The organism is Paraburkholderia tropica (assembly GCF_014171495.1).
Lineage (GTDB): Bacteria > Pseudomonadota > Gammaproteobacteria > Burkholderiales > Burkholderiaceae > Paraburkholderia > Paraburkholderia tropica.
Genome location: NZ_CP049135.1, coordinates 623,746 through 642,543 on the forward strand (window position 1 = coordinate 623,746; position 18,798 = coordinate 642,543).

The 18,798-nt window shown below is 61.6% G+C and carries 30 protein-coding genes; all 30 read right to left on the reverse strand.

The features are described from left to right. Positions 1-9: 9 nt before the first annotated feature. The gene (locus G5S35_RS17590; RefSeq protein WP_183039298.1) at positions 10-612 is read right to left on the reverse strand and encodes a hypothetical protein; all 603 of its coding nucleotides are present in this window, start codon (positions 610-612) and stop codon (positions 10-12) included. Beyond that, positions 605-949: a head-tail joining protein gene (locus G5S35_RS17595; RefSeq protein ID WP_183039299.1), complete on the reverse strand. Its 345-nt coding sequence runs from the start codon at positions 947-949 to the stop codon at positions 605-607. Before G5S35_RS17595 ends, G5S35_RS17590 begins: the two co-directional genes overlap by 8 nt. Positions 950-952: 3 nt before the next feature. Beyond that, positions 953-1,192, reverse strand: a complete 240-nt coding sequence (locus G5S35_RS17600) for a hypothetical protein (RefSeq protein WP_183039300.1) — start codon at positions 1,190-1,192, stop codon at positions 953-955. Between the two features lie 8 nt (positions 1,193-1,200). After that, positions 1,201-2,247 carry a major capsid protein gene (locus tag G5S35_RS17605; RefSeq protein ID WP_183039301.1) on the reverse strand — a complete coding sequence of 349 codons (1,047 nt, stop codon included), beginning with the start codon at positions 2,245-2,247 and terminating at the stop codon, positions 1,201-1,203. A 75-nt stretch (positions 2,248-2,322) separates the two neighbouring features. Further along, entirely contained in the window at positions 2,323-2,736 is a 414-nt protein-coding gene (locus G5S35_RS17610) for a head decoration protein (RefSeq protein ID WP_183039302.1), read from the reverse strand. A gap of 27 nt (positions 2,737-2,763) precedes the next feature. Then, a complete protein-coding gene (locus tag G5S35_RS17615; RefSeq protein WP_183039303.1) occupies positions 2,764-3,354 on the reverse strand; it encodes a hypothetical protein in 591 nt (196 codons plus the stop codon). A gap of 20 nt (positions 3,355-3,374) precedes the next feature. Further along, a complete protein-coding gene (locus G5S35_RS17620; RefSeq protein WP_237181434.1) occupies positions 3,375-4,238 on the reverse strand; it encodes a S49 family peptidase in 864 nt (287 codons plus the stop codon). A gap of 45 nt (positions 4,239-4,283) precedes the next feature. Continuing rightward, on the reverse strand, positions 4,284-5,951 hold the full coding sequence (locus tag G5S35_RS17625) for a phage portal protein (protein WP_183039305.1): 1,668 nt from the start codon (positions 5,949-5,951) through the stop codon (positions 4,284-4,286). Beyond that, a complete protein-coding gene (gene gpW, locus G5S35_RS17630; protein WP_183039306.1) occupies positions 5,948-6,184 on the reverse strand; it encodes a gpW family head-tail joining protein in 237 nt (78 codons plus the stop codon). Before gpW ends, G5S35_RS17625 begins: the two co-directional genes overlap by 4 nt. Before the next feature lie 55 nt (positions 6,185-6,239). Continuing rightward, entirely contained in the window at positions 6,240-8,264 is a 2,025-nt protein-coding gene (locus tag G5S35_RS17635; RefSeq protein WP_237181435.1) for a phage terminase large subunit family protein, read from the reverse strand. Next, positions 8,242-8,820, reverse strand: coding sequence for a hypothetical protein (locus tag G5S35_RS17640; protein WP_183039307.1), 579 nt, complete (start codon positions 8,818-8,820; stop codon positions 8,242-8,244). The genes G5S35_RS17635 and G5S35_RS17640 overlap by 23 nt, the downstream gene beginning before the upstream one ends. Before the next feature lie 154 nt (positions 8,821-8,974). After that, positions 8,975-9,664, reverse strand: coding sequence for a hypothetical protein (locus G5S35_RS17645; RefSeq protein WP_183039308.1), 690 nt, complete (start codon positions 9,662-9,664; stop codon positions 8,975-8,977). A gap of 533 nt (positions 9,665-10,197) precedes the next feature. After that, positions 10,198-11,271: a tyrosine-type recombinase/integrase gene (locus tag G5S35_RS17650; protein WP_183039309.1), complete on the reverse strand. Its 1,074-nt coding sequence runs from the start codon at positions 11,269-11,271 to the stop codon at positions 10,198-10,200. Next, positions 11,271-11,981, reverse strand: a complete 711-nt coding sequence (locus tag G5S35_RS17655; RefSeq protein WP_183039310.1) for a hypothetical protein — start codon at positions 11,979-11,981, stop codon at positions 11,271-11,273. The genes G5S35_RS17650 and G5S35_RS17655 overlap by 1 nt, the downstream gene beginning before the upstream one ends. Continuing rightward, entirely contained in the window at positions 11,978-12,232 is a 255-nt protein-coding gene (locus G5S35_RS17660) for a hypothetical protein (RefSeq protein ID WP_183039311.1), read from the reverse strand. Before G5S35_RS17660 ends, G5S35_RS17655 begins: the two co-directional genes overlap by 4 nt. After that, entirely contained in the window at positions 12,232-12,483 is a 252-nt protein-coding gene (locus G5S35_RS17665; RefSeq protein ID WP_183039312.1) for a phage portal protein, read from the reverse strand. The genes G5S35_RS17660 and G5S35_RS17665 overlap by 1 nt, the downstream gene beginning before the upstream one ends. 24 nt (positions 12,484-12,507) lie before the next feature. Then, positions 12,508-12,756, reverse strand: coding sequence for a hypothetical protein (locus G5S35_RS17670; RefSeq protein WP_183039313.1), 249 nt, complete (start codon positions 12,754-12,756; stop codon positions 12,508-12,510). Continuing rightward, on the reverse strand, positions 12,753-13,079 hold the full coding sequence (locus G5S35_RS17675; RefSeq protein ID WP_183039314.1) for a hypothetical protein: 327 nt from the start codon (positions 13,077-13,079) through the stop codon (positions 12,753-12,755). Before G5S35_RS17675 ends, G5S35_RS17670 begins: the two co-directional genes overlap by 4 nt. 15 nt (positions 13,080-13,094) lie before the next feature. Next, positions 13,095-13,832, reverse strand: coding sequence for a metallophosphoesterase (locus G5S35_RS17680; protein WP_202035009.1), 738 nt, complete (start codon positions 13,830-13,832; stop codon positions 13,095-13,097). Further along, the gene (locus tag G5S35_RS17685; protein WP_183039315.1) at positions 13,829-14,257 is read right to left on the reverse strand and encodes a hypothetical protein; all 429 of its coding nucleotides are present in this window, start codon (positions 14,255-14,257) and stop codon (positions 13,829-13,831) included. Before G5S35_RS17685 ends, G5S35_RS17680 begins: the two co-directional genes overlap by 4 nt. Beyond that, positions 14,254-14,622 carry a DUF4406 domain-containing protein gene (locus G5S35_RS17690; protein WP_183039316.1) on the reverse strand — a complete coding sequence of 123 codons (369 nt, stop codon included), beginning with the start codon at positions 14,620-14,622 and terminating at the stop codon, positions 14,254-14,256. Before G5S35_RS17690 ends, G5S35_RS17685 begins: the two co-directional genes overlap by 4 nt. Then, a complete protein-coding gene (locus G5S35_RS17695; protein WP_183039317.1) occupies positions 14,619-15,302 on the reverse strand; it encodes a hypothetical protein in 684 nt (227 codons plus the stop codon). The genes G5S35_RS17690 and G5S35_RS17695 overlap by 4 nt, the downstream gene beginning before the upstream one ends. 2 nt (positions 15,303-15,304) lie before the next feature. After that, positions 15,305-15,754 carry a DUF1064 domain-containing protein gene (locus G5S35_RS17700; RefSeq protein ID WP_183039318.1) on the reverse strand — a complete coding sequence of 150 codons (450 nt, stop codon included), beginning with the start codon at positions 15,752-15,754 and terminating at the stop codon, positions 15,305-15,307. A gap of 5 nt (positions 15,755-15,759) precedes the next feature. Further along, positions 15,760-15,939, reverse strand: a complete 180-nt coding sequence (locus tag G5S35_RS17705) for a hypothetical protein (RefSeq protein ID WP_183039319.1) — start codon at positions 15,937-15,939, stop codon at positions 15,760-15,762. After that, positions 15,936-16,676, reverse strand: coding sequence for a hypothetical protein (locus tag G5S35_RS17710; protein WP_183039320.1), 741 nt, complete (start codon positions 16,674-16,676; stop codon positions 15,936-15,938). The genes G5S35_RS17705 and G5S35_RS17710 overlap by 4 nt, the downstream gene beginning before the upstream one ends. A gap of 43 nt (positions 16,677-16,719) precedes the next feature. Next, on the reverse strand, positions 16,720-17,118 hold the full coding sequence (locus G5S35_RS17715) for a replication protein (protein WP_183039321.1): 399 nt from the start codon (positions 17,116-17,118) through the stop codon (positions 16,720-16,722). Positions 17,119-17,320: 202 nt separating this feature from the next. After that, positions 17,321-17,593: a MarR family transcriptional regulator gene (locus G5S35_RS17720; protein ID WP_183039322.1), complete on the reverse strand. Its 273-nt coding sequence runs from the start codon at positions 17,591-17,593 to the stop codon at positions 17,321-17,323. 117 nt (positions 17,594-17,710) lie between these two features. Further along, positions 17,711-17,899 (reverse strand): hypothetical protein, encoded by a 189-nt coding sequence (locus tag G5S35_RS17725; protein WP_183039323.1) that lies wholly within the window; start codon positions 17,897-17,899, stop codon positions 17,711-17,713. A 1-nt stretch (position 17,900) separates the two neighbouring features. Next, a complete protein-coding gene (locus tag G5S35_RS17730; protein ID WP_237181436.1) occupies positions 17,901-18,284 on the reverse strand; it encodes an XRE family transcriptional regulator in 384 nt (127 codons plus the stop codon). Positions 18,285-18,407: 123 nt separating this feature from the next. Beyond that, the gene (locus G5S35_RS17735; RefSeq protein WP_183039324.1) at positions 18,408-18,770 is read right to left on the reverse strand and encodes a transcriptional regulator; all 363 of its coding nucleotides are present in this window, start codon (positions 18,768-18,770) and stop codon (positions 18,408-18,410) included. Positions 18,771-18,798: the final 28 nt, after the last annotated feature.

An 18,798-nucleotide genomic window follows, 5' to 3' on the forward strand; every position in this document is an offset into this window, starting at 1 on the left:
GTCACTCCTTTAGGTGAATGTCGCCTTGACGAACCCTTCGGCGCGCCCGTCAGGCCCTTCGGTGCGCGGTGCAGGTGTCACGGCATCCGGGAAAGGTGGGTTGTCGTACGTTCCAGTCGGGTCGTAGACATTGATCAGGTCCGCAGTCAGGTCGATTTCAGTCAGTTGCGCTGTAACGTCTGGATAGAACGTCTCGAACATCTGCACGCCCAGCGAGATCGCCATCACACCCACATGCGCTTCGCCTTCAGAGCTGACGTCCGTTTCAGTGCGCATGAATACGAAATCCTGAGTCAGGTTCCGGAGCGCAACGCTCTTGAAAATCGCCGCTTCGATGTCGGCCTGAATCGCCTCGAGCGCGAGGAGAGCCAACGGACCAGATTTAGCCGAAACCTCGACGCGCATCTCGAATGCGCTGATGGTGTCGAACGCCGTCTGTCCGTTTGGTCCCTTCGATGCCTTCTCCTCGCGTCCGTAGCGCAACTTCAGCGCGGGGAGCTTCGGAGCCGCGAGGTTCCAGTCACCCGGCGAATAGAGATTGACGCCAGGCACCGTGGTCAGCACAGCGAGGAGCGCGGCGCGATAGCTCGCGCGAGCGGTCGGATCAGACATCGGTTTGCCCTGGGGTGTTGAGCATCAGGCGCGCCGCGCCGTGCCCGTTGGGATGCACTTCACGCACCTCCCACGTTTCGCCGGTTTTCACGATCGTGAGCTGGTCACCCTGAAGCGGTTCCGCGTAACCGTCGAACTGCGACAGTTGCACACCAACCGTAGGCTGATTCGTCACGACCGTTTCGCCGTTAGTCGGGTCAACGCCGAAGAACGCCTTGTCGTAGATGCCCGAGATCGGGAACGACGCGCCCGACGCCGGGATATATGTGATCGCCGTGCCGAAGGTCTTCTGGAGCGGCGTCAGGATCCGGGCATCGACCATGTCGTCCCAATCCATCAATCACTCCACGCGCGTAACGCTCGACTGGCCGCCGCTGATCTGCACGCCCTCGGCGCTCACTTCCTCGACCTGTTCGGGCACGAGGAAACCGAGGCCGCGCAGGCGCGCGACCTCGGATTCGGGCAGCTTGACCTTCTCGCCGGCCTTCTTGATGATCGGATCCTCACCGGCCTTCTGCTGGTCGTGAATGGTGCGGCCGCGCGCGACGATTGCTTCGACGAGTTTTTCGGTGGTCGCCATCAATCACCTCACGCTACGGTTGCGGCCAGCGCTGCATTCACGCGGCTCGGGATGATGACGGGGGCCGACTGCATCATGAGGAAACGCTGCGCCGGGTCTTCTTTCAGCCACGTCTTCGGCGCGAACGGCAGCGAAGCGTAGTTGAACTGGGGGTCTTCGATCATGCCGAACGCGCGCGTGCCGTCGAGATCCGGGCCGCACATGATCAGCGAGCCGTCCGGCAACATCGGCTGCTCGACGTTGTTGTCGTCGACGCACCAGTCGTTGTAGAGCCACAGATCGAATTGACCCCAGCGCCCCTTGTGCACACCGCCGCGCTCGTTGCGCGCGCCCAGATCGATCGCGTTGCCGAACGATGCCAGCGCCGGGTAGAACTGAGCACCCTTGAGGACCGGATCGAGCTTGAAGCCGTTCCACGCCTTCGGGGTGAAGACGATGTCGGTCACGTTCGCACCCGAGGACTTCAGGATCGCTTGCTGCCACGACTCGATGTTCGTGGTCGGCGACGCGGTGCCGGCCGTGATGTTCGTCGCCGTCCATTGCGCGCCGCCGGTCAGGGCGATCGTGAGAGAGCCGTCGCGGCCGAAGTCGATGACGGTCGTCGGGAAGCCCTCACCCGTCACGGTCAGCGTGCCGGTCAGCAGCACCTGCGCCGCCATCCATTCGAGGCGCCGCGTGAGCATGTCGATCTGGTCGTTCAGCTCGAATTCGAGGTTCATCTGCTCGCGCAGTTCGGGCGAGAAGTCGCCGCCGATGCGCTCGCCGATCATGCGACGGACGGGCTTGCGCAGATCCGGCGCGCGCTTGTCCTTGATGTACGGCGGCTTGAACGTGTTCGTCTGGTAGCGACGGCTTTCCACCATCTTGCCTTCGACGAGCGGCGAGCAGAACGGCGACATACGGCGCTTGCCGACGTCGACGTCGATCGACACGAATTCCGACGTGGCCGTGACCATGTTGCGGAAGAACTTGTCGAGCAGGAAGCTCTGCGCCATCTTCAGGTTTTGCACGACGCCAATCAGCGTGTTGGTGTCGTAAATCAGGTTACCGGGCATTGCACTCTCCGAGTTGTGGCCCAAATGAAAAAGCCCCGCTCAAAGGCGGGGCTTTTCACATCGGTTCGGTTTTCGTTAGGTCGGGTCTGCTGCGATGACCGAGGACTTGAGATGGATACCGAGCGGCCGCAGCGCGGCCTGCGCGGCCGCCGTGGTGATGCCCGTACCGACCGTGACCGCGTTGATGTTGAACTCGCCTTCCAGAAATGCGCCAGCGATGACGTCTGCCGCGCTGCCGTCGGCGTTGTCCGCGAGGATTGCCGTGGGCGTCTGGCTGCCGTCGGTCGACGCGGAGAGCGCGATCGTGAACTTCCCGGATGCGGTGATCTGGCCGAGCACCGTACCGCGAACGTACGGGCCGCCAATGATCGTCACGTTGCGCGTGACGATCTGCTTCGGGCCGGCGATCAGTTGATCGGGGATGAAGGTTTGCGCCGTGATCGACGGCACTGCGGGGTTCTGCCCCACCTGGGTAACAGACAGGCTCATCTGTGGTTCTCCGTTTGTGTGGGGCCGTTATGCTTCGCCGCGGCGAATCTTGCCAGCCATGAGGATCTGCTCAGCCATCGTCGGTGCGGCCGCAGCCGGCGCGCCGTTGCCGGGGTTCATCGGGCGCGCGTGCGCCATGCGCTCGTCCAGCGTCGGGCGACTCGCGCGCGGCGCAGCGGCCGGAGCGACCGCCATCTTTCCTGCCTGGAGCACCTGCGCCGCGACCGCCGACGACACCTTGCTGTCGAATGCGAGCGTGGCGGCTTGCTCGGGTTGACCGAGGGCGATGCCATGCGCGATGATGCGCGCGCAGCGGGTGCGCTCGGCGGCGCGCGCGGCCTTTTTCGCGTCGTCCGTTTCGTCGTCGCCGTCGTCTTCTGCGTCTGCATCGTCGCCGTCGACGTCGTTGCCTTCGCCGCGCGCGCGTGCCGCTTCCTTGTCGCGCTCTTCCTGCTCGGCCTTTTCCTTCTCGTCGAGTTCTTCCATGCGCTTGGCGTATTCGTCGTCGGACTCGCCTTCGCGCTGGTCGCGCTCGTTTTCTTCGGCCTTCGCGCCGCGCGCCTTGCTCAGCAGGCTGGCGAACGGCGCCACACCCGCAAGGGTCTTCTTCAATGCCATGAGTTTCCTCTCACAGGTGGTTAGGCCAGCTCGTTCAGCAAGGCCATGAACGCCGCGTCGGGCGACATTACTGCGTCTGCCAGGCCAAGGCTCACGCCGTTTTCGCCCATGAAACAGGCGGCCTGCGTATCGCGCACGACGTCCGCCGCGATATTCCGATTGCGGGCGACCGTATTCACGAACAGTTCGCCCATCGTGTCGATGTCCGCCTGCGCCGACGCCAAGGCTTCGGGCGAAAGCGGAATCTCGGGGTGAAAATCGGCCTTGCGATCACCGTAGGTGATGAACGTCACAGCGACGCCCGACGCGCTGATGGCCTTTGACCAGTCGACATGCATTGTGATCACGCCGATCGAGCCGACGCCGCCGGTACGCGGCACGATGATCCGGTCCGTCGCGCTCGCGAATGCGTACGCGGCGGAGTAAGCCGACTCGGTCAGGATCGACCACATCGGCTTGTCGCCACGCAGACCGTAGACCATGTCGACCAGGTCAAAGCACCCTGCGACCTCACCGCCCGGCGAATCGATGTCGAACACGATCGCCTCGACAGCCGGATCAGCGTGTGCGGTGAGAATGCTCTGTCGCAAGCCGTCGTAGCCCGTCATTCCGGAATACGGCCGCAGCGTGCCAAGCTTCTGAACAAGCGTGCCCTGCACGCTGATCATCGCTATACCGGTGTCGGGAATCATGTCGTAACCAGGATCAACGACGCGGCCCGCGCGCGTGTCCTCGACGTATTCCTCATCCCACGCACCGAATGCCATCGGCTTGATGTTCGTCCCATCGAGTCGCGTCAACTGCGCAATGCCGAGACGCTCTGCGAGCGACGCCATGATGACTTCGGCCTTGTCCTGCTTGATCGCCAGCGGCGTGTTGAACATCCGCTGACTCAGAAAAGCGAATCGGCCGTGCATAACCTCTCCATGTCATTGCGCCTTCGGCTCTTCAGTCGCCACGTCCGCGCCGGCGCCTTTCAGCGTCGACGGAAGCGGCACGCCGCGATTCGCGTAGTACTCGACCTCGATCGCACGCTGATCGACGTTGTCGCGCCAATCCGTACCCGATAGCTCCGCTGACTCCTCTTCGAGCGTCGAAAAACCGGACTCGATACCGAGAGCGGCGCCCTGCCGCTCTTTCAACGGATCCACGTAGCCGCGGCCCGGCCCCATCCACCACGCGCGCGTATATGCCGCGCGCGCCGCCATGAATTCAGGCGCGCCGGCCGGAAGTGGCAATTCGCCGAGCTCCATCGCTTCTTCAGCGAGCGCACACAAAATCGGCTGGCCGAAGCCACGTCCGAAGTTTTTGCGGCGGCGATCAAACGTCTTCCACGCCTCGAGCGCGGCTGCGCGGTACGAGCTGTAGTTGACGTCGGCCCAGTTCTGCGAAATCTGCTGCGCCGACATACCAGTCCCGGCAGCAACGTGACGCAACATCGCGTTTTCGAATTCCGCGAAATTTCCTGCAGGGCGCGCTGCCGCGACGGTTTTGATGTCCTCACCCGGAAACAGGATCGGAAGTCGCGCGCCGCCGAGACGCAACTGGTTCTTGTCGTGAAAGTCGGCGCGCGCGTCTTGATAGCCGTTCATGGCTTCGTGCGCCTCGTCCTCTCCATCGCCGAGCGCCTCGCCGACAAGCTGCTTGTCAAAGGGGCTCGTGACGTACGCGCCGAAGATCGCGTTGATGATCGCCGCATCCAGCTCGGTGCCGTCGTACTTGATCAGCATCTTCAGGCGCTCGAGCACCGGCGTCAGAATGCCGGCGCCCCCGCGGTGCTGGCTCGCGCGATCGAAGTCGTAATCGTGCACGACTATCGGGCGCCCCCACTCTGTCTCCGCGGCAATGCGCTCCCACGAAACCTGCTTGTTGCCGCTGAACCAATCTCCCTGATGCGCCTTTCGAATGTGATAGGCGATCGCGGCACCGTACTCGTCAACCTCGACACCGCCGCGCATCGTCTGCTGGTCAAAATTCTGCTGCGGGTTCGACAGACGGTCAGGGTCGATCAACTGAAGGACTGTCGCATAGCGCGCACCCTTCGCAAGCCGCTCAGGCAGCCATTGCAGGATGCCAAGCGCGTCGCCGTCGATCAGCTTGTGACGGAACGCGACGTGGAACATCTGCGAGACCGTCAGCTTTCGCTGTGCGTCGCAAAAGCGCGCAGGGTCTTCAGACCATGTGCGCCATGCGGCCTCGAGCGCGCGGCCGAATTCGTCCGCCCACCGATGATCGAATGTCGACAGACCGGTCTGGATCGCGAGCGCACGATGATCCGGCTTGCAGACCGGCCGAAAATCCGCGCCGATGACGTTGTCGAGCGTGCGCGTGATCGCAGCCGACGCCCAGCCGTCGTTACGCACCAGGTCGCGCACACGCGACACGATGCGATCGCGGTACGGATTCAGCTCGCCGTCAGGCGACCAGAGCACAGGATTCCAGTCGCGCATGTGCTGGCCGCGCATGTCGGCCGCGTCATATGCGGAGTGGCTGCTGTAACCGTTGTATGAGCCGTTCATACCGAGCGCACGCCCCCTGCGCGCCGGGGGCATCGGTTTGCCGTCAGCGCCAAGGATTTGTACGTTCGGATTCGTCATCGCCGTGTGAATGTCAGTCGGAGTGCTTTACGGGGAGAGCGAACGATCCCAAGTTGCGCCTGCATCAGCTGAATAGCCGCCGCAAGCTGCGCGAGGTTCGCGCGCGTGTACGTCACGGAGCGCGTGCCGTCGCCCTGCGTGTAAGAGAGCGATTCGGCCTGCGCGCCGGTCGTGAGCTGGATATAGATCTGCTGCGCCTGAGCGAGCGAAGCCCGCAAGGCGGTCTGATCCATTCCGGCCAGCAAACTGCTGTTCGGATCGAAGCACGGCAATTCAAATCTCCATGGGTCATCCGGCTAGGCGCCGCAATCGCGTTTTCCTGACGGGTGCGTCCTGCTTGATGGTGGGGCCATCAGGCCGCGCGGGCCGGGACGGCGCCGCGATGACGTTGAGTTCGCTGACCGTCGGCTCCGGCGTCGGCGCCTCAATGAGCTGATTCGGATCGGCTTCCACGGCATCGACGCGCTTGTTCAGCTTCAGGCCCATATGCATCAAGCCGCAAAGCGCCGCGTATCCGTAGACACGAATGTCAAGCGCCTCATTGGCGCGGCCCGGCGGAAGCTCCCACACCCGGAACTTCTGGCCGTTCGCAATCTTTGTGACGGATCGTTCAGCAATCAGCTGCGCGAAGTAGTTGATGTCGCGATCACTCGGGAAATGCATGTACCCGGCTGGATAGACCTCGACGCCATCTACCTCGATCGGATCGCGCCGAAGGCGATCACGGATCACATCTTTGGCGGCGTTCACGCCGATGATCACCGGTCTGAACGCTGCCTTCGTGCGCGACGAGGGACGCTTCGTAGGCCAAACCGGCGAACGAGCGCCGCCACGCGCCGACTCACCCTTGATCGCCCAAATTCGGCGGCCGAGGCGCGCCTTCGCGAACTCGTACACTTTCTGCGTGTGATGTCCGCCAGAGTCGATGCACGCCGCCATCACCTCGAAACCGCGTCCGTCGCCGCGGCGCCAGATGCGCTTGAGATACGCATCGACGCGCGCCCACAGTTCGACGCTTTCGGGATCACCCTCAATCACTGCATGGTCGATCGACCAGCTTTCCTCGTTGCGGCCCCACCCAATCGTTTCCAGTTCGACACGGTCGTCCTGGACGTCACCTCCGACGGTGACGACCCCGACACCATTGGGGACATCTGCCGCCCAAACTTCGGTGCGCGCCGCAAGGCGAACCTCGCTCAGCGCGCGATCGCCACGATCCTCGTACGGCTCGCCGAGCACAAGATTGATGAACGTTTGACGCGCGAGCGGATCGTCCTTCACGCGCAACCATTCGGCTACGAGATTCGACCAGCACGCATTCGGGAAAAGGCTGTACCCGGCCCAGATATGAAAGCCGGCGTGCCCCTTGAATGGCTTCGTTGCGCGCCACTCGCCGTTTGTCACCATGTCGGCCTTGTCGGCCTCATGGATGATGCATCCGTTGTGCCGGCAGACATAGTAGACGCTTTCCGGAATGCCGCTACCGTGCTCGTCCTTGTCCCACTTCATGCCATGAGGTGTATCAGGGCCACCCCACTCAAGCACCTGATGCTCACCGCAATGCGGGCACGCCACGAAAAAGTAGCGCTGATCGCTCTCGCTGAAACTCTTCTCGATCCGGCTGTAACCCTTCACCGTCGGCGTCGAGCCGAGGACAATTTTGCGATTCCAGAAGGTCTCCGAGCGCTTCGTACCGAGCGCGATCTGGTCACCTTCATTGCCCGCACCGTCGACCGGATATGCATCGACCTCGTCGAACATCACGACACGCGACGTAATGCGCCGAAAGCCCGCCGGGCTATTCGCGCCGACGAGCGTCAGACTCGAACCATTGCGGAACGTCTTCGCGAGGATCGTCTGATCGCTGTTTTTCGCCTTCTGATCGCCCGCTATCGCGGCGAGAACGGGAGTGTCGCGCAGCATCGGCGCGATTTCCGTCTTCGAATAGCTCTCCGCGTCCTCGACGCGCGGCTGCACGACGAGAATCGGCGACGGATCCTGGTGGATGAAGAATCCAACCGCATGATCCATCAGCTTCGTATAGCCGACGCGCGCCGACTTCATGACGCTGATCTTCTCGACGCTAGGGTCAGTCACAGCATCGAGCATCCCCTTCTGATACCCGAACGCGCGAAAACGTCCAGTTTGCGCGCTCGTCTCACGCGAGAGCACCGCATAGCGCTCCGCCCATTCACTCAGCGTCAGCTTCGGCGGCGGCGTCAGGTTCTGACGAAGCGCCGCCACGAGGCCCGCGCGCAACGCCGCATAGCCGCGCGCGTACCGCCGGGTGCTATTTAGGGTTGCCTGCTCCATCGCGAGTAAGTTCTTCGAGCGCTTCTGTGATGACCTCCTGCAACATGTCCTGCAATTCGGCAGGCGTCTTGCACCGATGGAGACGCGGCGCCTGTTCCGCGGGAATTGACAGCAGGCGGGTTCGGACTTTGGCGTATTCGGTGCCGACGGCTTTCGCCACTTCGGCGACGTCGATCACCAGACCGGAATCGCGGTCGTATTCGAGCTGAGCCTTCAGCCCGAGGTAGTTCTCTTTGAAACAGCGCGCTTCGTCGAAATCGAGAAGCTGTACGTTGCCAGACAGGATGCGATCCGCGGCGTCAGCGGCACTCTCGCGCTCGCCGAGCGTTACCTCGCTGGCCGCTTGGGTAACGGTCTTCCGCTTGTTACCCGTCGACGCCTGGGTAACAGGCTGGGTAACAGCCGGCGTCCCGTCACGTCGGTATCGTTTCAGTAGCTCGTTCGACGCGTCGACATCCAGTTCGTCGTCGGCAAACACAAGCCAGCCGCGCTCTTTCCACTTCGTGACCGTTTTCCGGCTGACGTTGTGAAGTGCCGCGAACTCGCTCTGATTCATTGCCCGTTGGTGTTACCCGAATTTGAAAAATTTGTACCTAGACGAAGATCGCGCGCGCGCAGTGCCCGCGATGTCGAGAGGGCGGGGAGGGACCCATCCCATATTGTGGTAAATCGTGAGGATTTCGCACCAACAGAGTGCGCGGCGAGAGTCCTCACAATTTCGCGGTAGAGATGGCCCGAGCCATCGCCTTATCGAACTCGGCGGCGAAGTGCTCGTCGACGACCTCAAGCGCCCTGTCACCAAACTCAAGATGACGGCGCACCGGCATTGCGTCGCCGAAACGAACGAGCAGTTTTAGATGGGACGAAGTATTCACACCACGCAGCGCGACGCCGCGCTTGCCCGCGCGCTTGACGACTTTCGTATTCTCTGGCCGTTGCCAGATACCACCAATCGACTGCCCGCTCTTCGTTTTGACGCTGCCCACGAACACGTCCGGCCGCGACCCCATGCGCTGAAGCGCGCCCTTGCTGAAGTTGCCGTACTGATTGAGCAGCGCACGATCTTTCGGATTCAGCCATGTGCGGCCACGTCCGATCAATTTGTGATTGCCGCCGAACTCGTAGGGCTCAAGGTATGCAGCCGCAATGTCCTTGATGAAGACGAGCGCCTCAAGATTGCTCTTGCGCGCGCCCTTTACCGCTACCGAATTCACCGTGAACGGCGTCGGGCGGTCAAAAACCTCCGGCATCGCACGCTTCTCTTCGGCCTGCGCGATTTTCGCAACAGCAGTCAGCGTCTGCGAAATGGCGAATGGCAGCTGCTCGCGCTCCAGCCGCTTAAGCGACTTCGTGAGCGCCCTCAGATCCATCGAGACGTCGATCGCGGTCTGCTTGGCCATCGCCGAAAAAAGAAAAGGCCGCGCGGGCGGCCAAACTCGCGACTCTCAGGCGCGAGGAGGAGACACGTTTAGGACTGCGTTATTCCTGATTTTCCGGAACAATCTGCGCTCGCTACATGGACCGCGCGATAGTTCCGAGATCGCAGGAACAAAGGCAACACCCTGAGCGAAACGGCCAACTCGTTCGCCGCGTGGGCGCGCTTAGCCAGTCTCACCGGCAGTCTGCCGCTTCGCTCAGGACTCAGAAATGCAAAAAGCCCGCTTCGCTTTCGCGTTGCAGGCTTCTTTGGACGTGCACATCCATCAAGGTAGATGTGGGGCGTCGTCCAGGACGCTACCGTCATGTGGCTCGTTGTCTACGCACCACATCTGCAATGCTCAGCATTGCCGACGACTCAGAGCGGATTGTATGCGCGGGCGCGCGCGGGCGCAACTATTGGAACGCGATGCATCGAAATAATTTTCTGCGTTCGACCGCATATTCCCGTCGCAGATGACTCACTATTTTTTGCGAAGCCCGTATTTATGCGGGTCTAGCGGCTTGCTTCGCCACTTTTTCGCCGCTCAATTTGTGTTGCGTTTTCGCCTAACCCCATCTTCTCGCCAAGTCGAACCTGAGCATCTGCGACTGCGCCGAGATTCGCCTCCAGATAGAACATCGTCGTGCGCACGTCCTTGTGGCGCATGACCCGCTTGATGGTCTGGATTGGCACGCCCTGCTCGCTCAGCTGAGTGGCGAACGTGCCGCGCAATCGATGGGGCGTGAGGCCCGGCGTTCCACAACGGGCGTTTGTCGCGTGGATCTGGTTTCGCGTAAATCCAGCACCGCATGCGCGGCCGCTCGGCGACACGACCATCAGGCCTTCGGTGCGACGCAAAGGAGAGAGATATTCGATCAGCCATGGAGGCAAAGGAACGGGATCGGCCTCGCGCCCCTTGGTGATGCCAGGGGTGTACGTACGACGCTCCCAATCCATCCACTCCCACCGTGCAGTCCTCGTCTCCGACTCTCGCAATCCGGCACCCAACATGAGCCGGACGGCTATTCGAACGCCGATATGCCGTCCGGCTATGTCATCCAGTGCGCCTAGCCACGCAGCCGCGGCGCTTACTGGAAGAATTGCACGCGGGCGCTTCTGCACCTTCAGCGTCTTAACCTGCCACGGAACGCGCGGGATCACGCCTCGTCGAACCGCCCAGTTGCATACGAGTTGGATCGACTTAAGCCAGTGATTCACACTCGCGCGAGAATGCGTTTCGAGATGCTCAAGGCGAGCACATTCGACCATGCCGGTGGTAAGGCTCGCGATAGAGACGTCGCCGAGCCCATATAAGTGAAGCCGCCCAACAGTGCTGATCGACTTGATATGAGCACCACTCACAATGGGCTCATGCGCCGCGATCCACTGAATGAACAATTCGCGCAGCGTCGGGACGGGCTCTTGACCGCGCGCCCACAGCTTGGCGTGGTCATAAGCACGAGCGGCAATCTCATCTGCCCGATATTTCACCGATTCGCGCGTGCTGCGCTGCACGCGCGTCCCATCGATCTGGAACCGGTAGTGCCAAATTTGGCCCACGCGGAAGAGCTGGTAGCTCGCGGCCATCAGTGATCCTGCAACAACGCGCGAACGCGGCCGCCGGTTGCAGCAGCCGCTGCGTTCATGCACTCAAGCGCCTGATCGAAATTTTTAACGTGCTTCTGCCACACCTCAACCGGCAACCCCGCGGCAAGCGCCCGTTCAGAATCGCTGTATCGCTTCACGCGGCTGCCCTCGCACTTCGTGCATGTAGATACGTGCGCCCCTTCGGTGATCGTGCCACCGCCTCCGCACTTATCACACGCGTCCAGCATCCACTCTTTGAACGCTGCAATAGAGAGCTTTTCTGCATAGGACCGCTCGACACGGATGCGCGCCTCCACCTTTTTTGCGAGGAGCAGGACCGCGCGGCGCCCGGCCGATGCATCGCGGCAATACTTCGCGCGCCAGAGTGCGGACCCAAGCGGGTCAGACATGCCAAGCGCGGTCAGGCGATCCACGGCCCGAACAAAGTCAGCGTCCCAGCGCAGGTTGCTCGATTGCGTCGCCGTTACCACCTGATCCTTCACACCCATGAGAGAACTCCCTTTTTCGATGAATTTTTTACAGCGCTGCATTTCGTAGACGTCTCGCGACGATTTCTGGGCGCCGATCAAACACACGAACTTCGAACTGCCGCACCAGGTCTGCTTATCGATTTGCTCACAGCCGAGGCACGTGCGACTTTGCTTCTCTTCGAGCACGATCGCCGGATCGCGGAAATCGCCGCGCCTCATACGCACCCCGCCGATGCGCGGTACTTCGCATAGGGCGCACGCACGCGGCGGTTGAACCGGGCCCGCGCCGCTGCGTCGTGATCGAGCTGCGCGCGACTGTCGACGCCGGCGGCGCGGCGCATGAACGCAGCCGCGTCATCGGGGCTGCGCGCTGGCTGACCGATGGCGCTGAGCCATTCGAGAAAAGCCGGTTCGTTCGCCCACTGACCGGCAAGTTTCGCTAGAGCACCGCCTTTCACGCGCGCCTGCATCACATAACCACCGTGAAGTGGATGCCCTGTTCCGTGAACCAGTCGTCCAGCGCGTGACGCAGATCCTTCAAGCGCGGCCACGCGAACTCAACCTGCACCCGACCACCGCTGGTCACATCGATTTGCCCCGTGATCGGGCAGCCAGTCAGCGAAATCAGCTTTACGCGAAGTGGCCCCTCTACCCACTGTCGGCTCGATGCGATCAGGGCATCCGGGATGTCGGAATACTGGATGTATGCGTGTGCGCTCATGCTGCCTCCGTCTTCCATTCACGATCACCGCTGGCCATAAACGGAGCCAGCGACTTCTTGTTGTCTTCCACGTGGGCGCAGCACCATACGTATTCGCCATCGATCAGCCGCCCCTCGCCGCGCAGGTAAGGTCGAAACGCCTTCGAATTCCATGCGACGTAGCGAAATCACCATCGTTTCAGTCAGTTTCTCGACGTTGCCAATGGCCGAACGCCCCTTGATGCTGTACACGCCGATCGTCGGCATCAGAACCTGCAATCGGATCGGCTTCACGCTGCCACCTCCGCGCGCCACTCGCGGTCGCCGCTGGCGAAGAACGGCGCGAACGCCGCGGCGTTGATGCTCAGTGCGATCAGCGCTTCGACCCATGCGAGCTTGTCCGTCACCCACTGGTCGCGGCGTACGAACGACCGATAGCCGCTCGGGATTTCCGCGAGCACGTCGACCAGATATTCCTTGCCCGACCTGTCCAGCGTCCGATTGCGGCGGAATCCGTACGCCATCACCAGCACCTGCTGCTTGACGCGCTCGCTGATGAATCGGCCGTTCGACCAGCGCTTTTGCATCGCGGCCGGCATCGGAAGGTTGATTTCCACTTTCACAGGCTGCACTCACGCCTCCCAATCCAGTCGCGGCGAAGCTGGGACCGCTGGCTCCAGCGTGTCGAGCCGCAGAAACGTGAACGTGCCGAACCGCGTCCAACCCGCCGTGTCGATGTAGAAAACGTTTCCGAGAATCTGCGGGCTTGTGAGCGGCGTATGCCCTACAACAACCGCGCGACAGCCGTCTACCAGCGTCAGATCTCGGGCAGTGATGCGCTCTCGCGACCACATTGCCGCCTCAAAGATTTCCTTACGCGTGCTGTTGGATATGCATTCAGCTCCCTCTGCGCCAAGCGCCCACGTGAAGTCCGACCACGACGGAAACGGGCAGGCGGCGTGCACGACGCCGACAATCCCCGCCACGGTCTCGACCTCAATAGCTATCGGCAATCGCCCCAACGCGTCCGAGACGGCCACGCGCTCTGCAGGCGTATTGGCGATATTCCATGCACCACCGTTCTGCGCATAATTGGCCGCGTCCATATGGCCATTTGGCCAACGGATCGCCATGTCTTCGTGGTTGCCTCGCACGGCATGGAACCAAGGCTTGTCGAGCCATTCGAGTGCCATAGCGGACTCAGGGCCGCGATCGACCAGATCACCGACCGAGAAAAGGCGGTCGCGGGATTTGTCGAACCCGATCGCAATGAGTGCTTCAGTCAGCCTCGAAAAGTGACCGTGGATGTCGCCGACCGCAAAGTCACGACCGCTCGCGTTGATCGGGAACCGCTTCACAAAATCAATCACATTGCCTCCCTGTTACCCATCTTTCTCGCTCTCACCGGCTCCCACCGCGCCAGTGCATCGTCGAACACCGCGCACTTCTGCTCCCACGGCGCGCCCGACCTGTCCAGCCACTCATGACAGGCCGCGCAGCCCGGCACCGTGAACCAGTGCTTTGCCTTGAGCGCACCACCCTTGCCGTGGATCGACTGGTTGCTGTGGCAATCGACTACCGTGGGGTCTGCCCAATCCGTCCATGGGCACTTCACGTTCAAAAAGCACGGCGCGCCTCGGCACGCCGCCAGATACTTCGATCCTTCCGCCATAGTCGGCTTCTTCGCGCGCGATTTCATCGTTGAGCGCCGTTTCAGCGTGGCCGCCGAAGGTGAGGACTTCCAAGAGCCGCGTGACATCGGCGTCTTGCGCGGCCCGAAGCCCGAACGCTTCACGCCTCTACCGCCTCTGGAAACAGATCGTCGAGTGCTGCCTGCGAAATCACAGGCATCTCTCCCGCGAGCCCAACGAGGTGCACAGCGCGGATGACGCGCAGGCCGAGATCGCGCGCGAGGTTGCGCTCGATGGTCGCCCCACGCGATTGCTCCCAGCCCGGCAGCAGCGCGACACCGTCACAATCGACGAGCTGTTTGACGTCCGCCCGCATGCATTCGAGCCATCCGGCCGTCGGGTCCGCGTTGATCTCCGCCGGATTGACGATCTCGAAACCCAGCGCGCGGAGGCGCGCCGCTTCAGCGTGGAATGCCGGGAAGTTGAGTTCGGCGTAGCCCGTCATCGGGCCTGCGATATAGAGCTTCATGCGGCCACCTGCTGAATAAGCGTCGCGAAGGGGTTAATTGCGATTCCCGCGCGGATCTTCCTGCGCGCGCGCCAGCCGCGCGACGCCTCAGGCCGTGTCATGGCCGCGGGCTTTTCTGCATCCGGGAGCTTGGCCATGTCCCAGCACGCAACCCAGCGGTTGTGCCCTCGGGTCCACGCGCCTATGCGGAATTTCTTGCCGTGATATTTGCGAAGCACGTCACTGACCGACGAAACGTCGACTCCGATCTCATGCGCGAGTTGGCGCACCGACATCGGCACCTCACGCGCGAGGCATACTCCAATTGCGCGAAAGATCCAGGAATAGCCGGTGCGCCCCTTCGTTCCGCATTGACGCTTACCCGTCATCCCAAGGCGAAAGGCCTCTGCGCGTGCGGCGATATAGCCGCGGTGGGGAAGAAGTCGATCGACAGCGGCCTTCACCGATTCCTTGCTGCGGTAAATCTTGCGAAGCGTCTCACGCTCCTCCTCGCTCCAATCGCAGTAAGCGGATAGCGCGATTTTCAGATCCGATGCCTTGGTCTTCGCCCCAAAGAACGTGCGACCGGGAAGCAGATGCATCTGCTCGACGAGCGGCTTGCCGCTGGCGCTGACTGCACGAAGCACAGCAATCTCGGCTTCCGTCCACTTCGGCGCCCTGACCTTCTTCACCTGCTCCATGCTCAGATCTCCACAATGTCGAGGCCATGCACGGCCTTCATGAGATGGCGCTTGATCCGATAGCCCTCGGTGATGCGCCCTTTCACGTCTTCGATCGTCTGACGCTCCTCGCCGGCGCGCTCGTAGACGAAGTCGGCCACGTAGCGCAGCGCGGGCCGCTTGCGACCGCCGATCACCACAGCAGCCGCGAGGACGAACACCACCTGACGCTCCAGCTCTGCGATCTCGCCGCGCTCCTGCATGGCAACGAGCTCGCGATAGCGCTTCGCCTCGCGCTTGCTGTCGAATTTGATGCCGTCGTGCTCGACCTTGACATTGCCGTATTTGGCCGTGCGCGGCGTGGCCGCCGCCCTCATCGCAGCGACACGCGACGCGCGCGGATCGCGCACGCGCGCAGTTCCGACGGACGTGGTGCCCTCCGGGTAGCGAAGCGACGCGGCGCGCGATTTCATCGATCTCACACCATCACGATCACAGCGATCGCAAAGCCGACCACCATCAGAACCGCCCACGCGACGAACCCAATCCACAGGGGCGCCGTTACCCACCACCACGACCACGAAGCAACCGCACCGATCGCGGCCAGCTTCAGGAAGAGAAAAATCAGGAATACGAAACCACCGAGGCCGAGTGTCATTGCTGCTGCTCCCGCTGTGAAATTGCTTGCCGAATGCGCGCCGCAATGGCAGGCATCGGATCTTCTTCAGAGAATGCGATGCCCATTTCCTGAGCCTTCGCGCGGATCCCGCTCGCGGATTTGTCCCAATCGCCTGAGGCGCGAGTGCCGTCCGGATTGCGCTTGATCGTCATGCGCCCCTTGACGTCGCCGTAACCCTTCGGGCTGATCAGGTAGTCGAAACCAGCGTGCGGCGGCAGGTCGACCTTGTCGCGCACGGCCGGGAAGTACCGGGACCACGCTTCAGGATCGGCCGCCAACTTCCCGAGGAACGCGCGAATAGCTCCCGCCCGGGCTTCGACGAACACAGACTCGTCCACGGTGCCAACTCGCTCCCCGAGCGCCCCATTGAAGGCTCGGATCACGGCAAGCTCTGCATCCGTGTAGGTGGTCTGGTACTCGTCCATCCATCCGCCGTTGTTCAGCCATGTGGCTGCGTGCGGGATGAATTGAGGGTTCTGCCACTGCTCCGAAGTCTTGGCCCGCTCCAGACCTGCCATCAGGTCGTTGAAGAGCTGCTCGTCCGGTTTGCGTTTGGCAAAAGCCTTCTCGGCCTTTTCCTTCGATCGCTTCTTCGGGTACGCCTTCCAGAAAATCTCAAAGCGATCGCAAAGCGAGCGCGAAAGGTTTTCTTTTGAAGTTGTCTTTTGGTCTTGTATTTTGGAGTTGTCTTTTGTGGGGGGGATTTCCCCTCCCACTTCGGGGGAATTTCCCCCCTCAACAAGGGGGAATCCCCCCCGTTCAGGAGGGAAATCCCCCCTTAAAACCGGGTTTGTTCACCAACTTACGGGCTTCCGGGAGATTCCAAGTAACGTGGCGCTTGTTGATGCTGTACGAACGCGCATACCGGCCTTCACCACGCGTGATGATGTTCATCTCGACGAGTTGGTTCAGCGCAATCCGCACATCCGACGGGTCGATACCGGTCTCTGCAGCAAACTGCGTACGAGCGATGTCATCGATGGACTTGTTGAAGCCATACGTCTGCCACATCACCACATCCAGAATGCAGCGCTGGTTCTGCGTAAGGCGCGCCCAGGTAATCGCGCGCTGCAACTCGTTCGCGACGCGCATGTAGCCGTCTTCGAGCTGAGCACCGCGATGCTCCGGGAGGTGAAGAACGTTCGCGAGGGCCATCATCCAGAGTCTCAGTGACCGCAGGGAATCGAGCCGTCAGCGCGCTGGGAAGCGCCGCACGACAGACACGTCTTTGCGCCCAGGTGATTCGGCCCAAGAGCGTGAGTTTTCACGATTTGCGCGTAAATCTGCGCCTGCATTTCGTCAACAACCGAAGCAGCAATCGAGGAAATCTTCTCGCCGGGATAGAGGGTAGGAATGCGCGTCATGCAGTCTTCCGACGAACTGGGTTGATAGTGCGGCCGCTGATGCGGCACTTGCGCTCCGGGCCGTGCTCGAGGACGCCGTCCGCGCGCATCTTGTTCAGACGGGCGGAAATAGAGCTTTTCTGCAGGCCCGTCATCTCGACCAGCTCGCTCATGGAGTAGTCGTGACCGGGCTGGATTGCGTCGAGGATCACGCCGCACTGCGTCGACGAGATCGACGGAACATGCTCGTGAAATGCTGCGACGGCAGTTTCCTGCTGTGCGATCTTCATTTGACCGATCTCCTGAAGGAGTCCTAATCTGAAACAGGAAGAGGCTCGACGTGGAACCACCTCTTGTTGCCGATCAGATCGATCTCGGTTACGCCGGCCGCCTCAGCGGCCAGCTGGTTAATGCCCTTGCTGCGCCTTCTGCATCATCAAACCCACCTGCTTTAACGCTTCGAACAGCCGCGGATCTTTGCTTCGCCTTCGTCTCACCTCCTTCAGGATCTCGTCGTCCGTCGCGCTTTCGCGGCCCCGGGATCTCGCATCTTTGAAAGCCTGTGTTGCCTTCGCGAGCGCTTCCTCATCGGTCATGTCACCTCTTGTTGGCGATCATCACTTCCAGAAGGGTCAACTCAGCCCGATGGATCAGCCATTGGCTGACGACCTGGTTGCCCACCACCTGCTCAAATTCGTGGATCTTGTCCGCCGGCAAGTTCGCCCGCCTCTTGCCTTTCGAATCGAACTCTTGATCGTTGATGAAGTTCGTCACGTGCGGGGCATACAGCCCACACAGCTCGGCGAGCGTCCTTTTCGTCATGTTGCGGATCACCCGGTGTTCCCAGGCGAGCCACACGGCATCACGGAAAGATGCGCACTGCGCGATTTGTTCTTCGGGCAGAAAACGCGGCACCGGCCCTTCCCTGTTCGGCTGCAGCAAGTGAGCTGCAATCGAATTCGGCCTTGTTTGCGTCTGCATTAGTGACCTCGGTAGATAAAATTCATGGGGTTACGACTTGGATTACTACTTCGGACGGGACTCAAATGAAGGGGTCCACAGACCCCTTCATTCACCGCCATGACTACAAACCTTCAGGATTTTTTAAAGCGCGCCGCGAATCTGAACGGGCGCCATCTTCGTATCTCGCTTAACACCGCCAACCGGCGGCTGCACATCGTCAGAGGATTCGATCGAATGAGCTGCCAGCCTTTCAGCCGCGCCCGGCAGTTCGGGCCACTTCCGCCACCAGTCGTCAGGGCGAAGCTCCTGACGCGTGACGAGGCCGTTCGTGGCAAGCTCGAGCCCGACGCAGTACTCAGTGTCGGGACGGCGGTCGCTATAGCCGTGACGCCATTGGCGGATCTGGGCGTTGCTCTTGACCTCGAAACCAAGCTCGCACATGCGCATCCGCAATTGCGAAATCGTCATGGCGCCGGGCGAGGAAAGGTATTGGTCGAGGTCCATAGCGCCAGTCTAGTAGCATTCGCTTCTA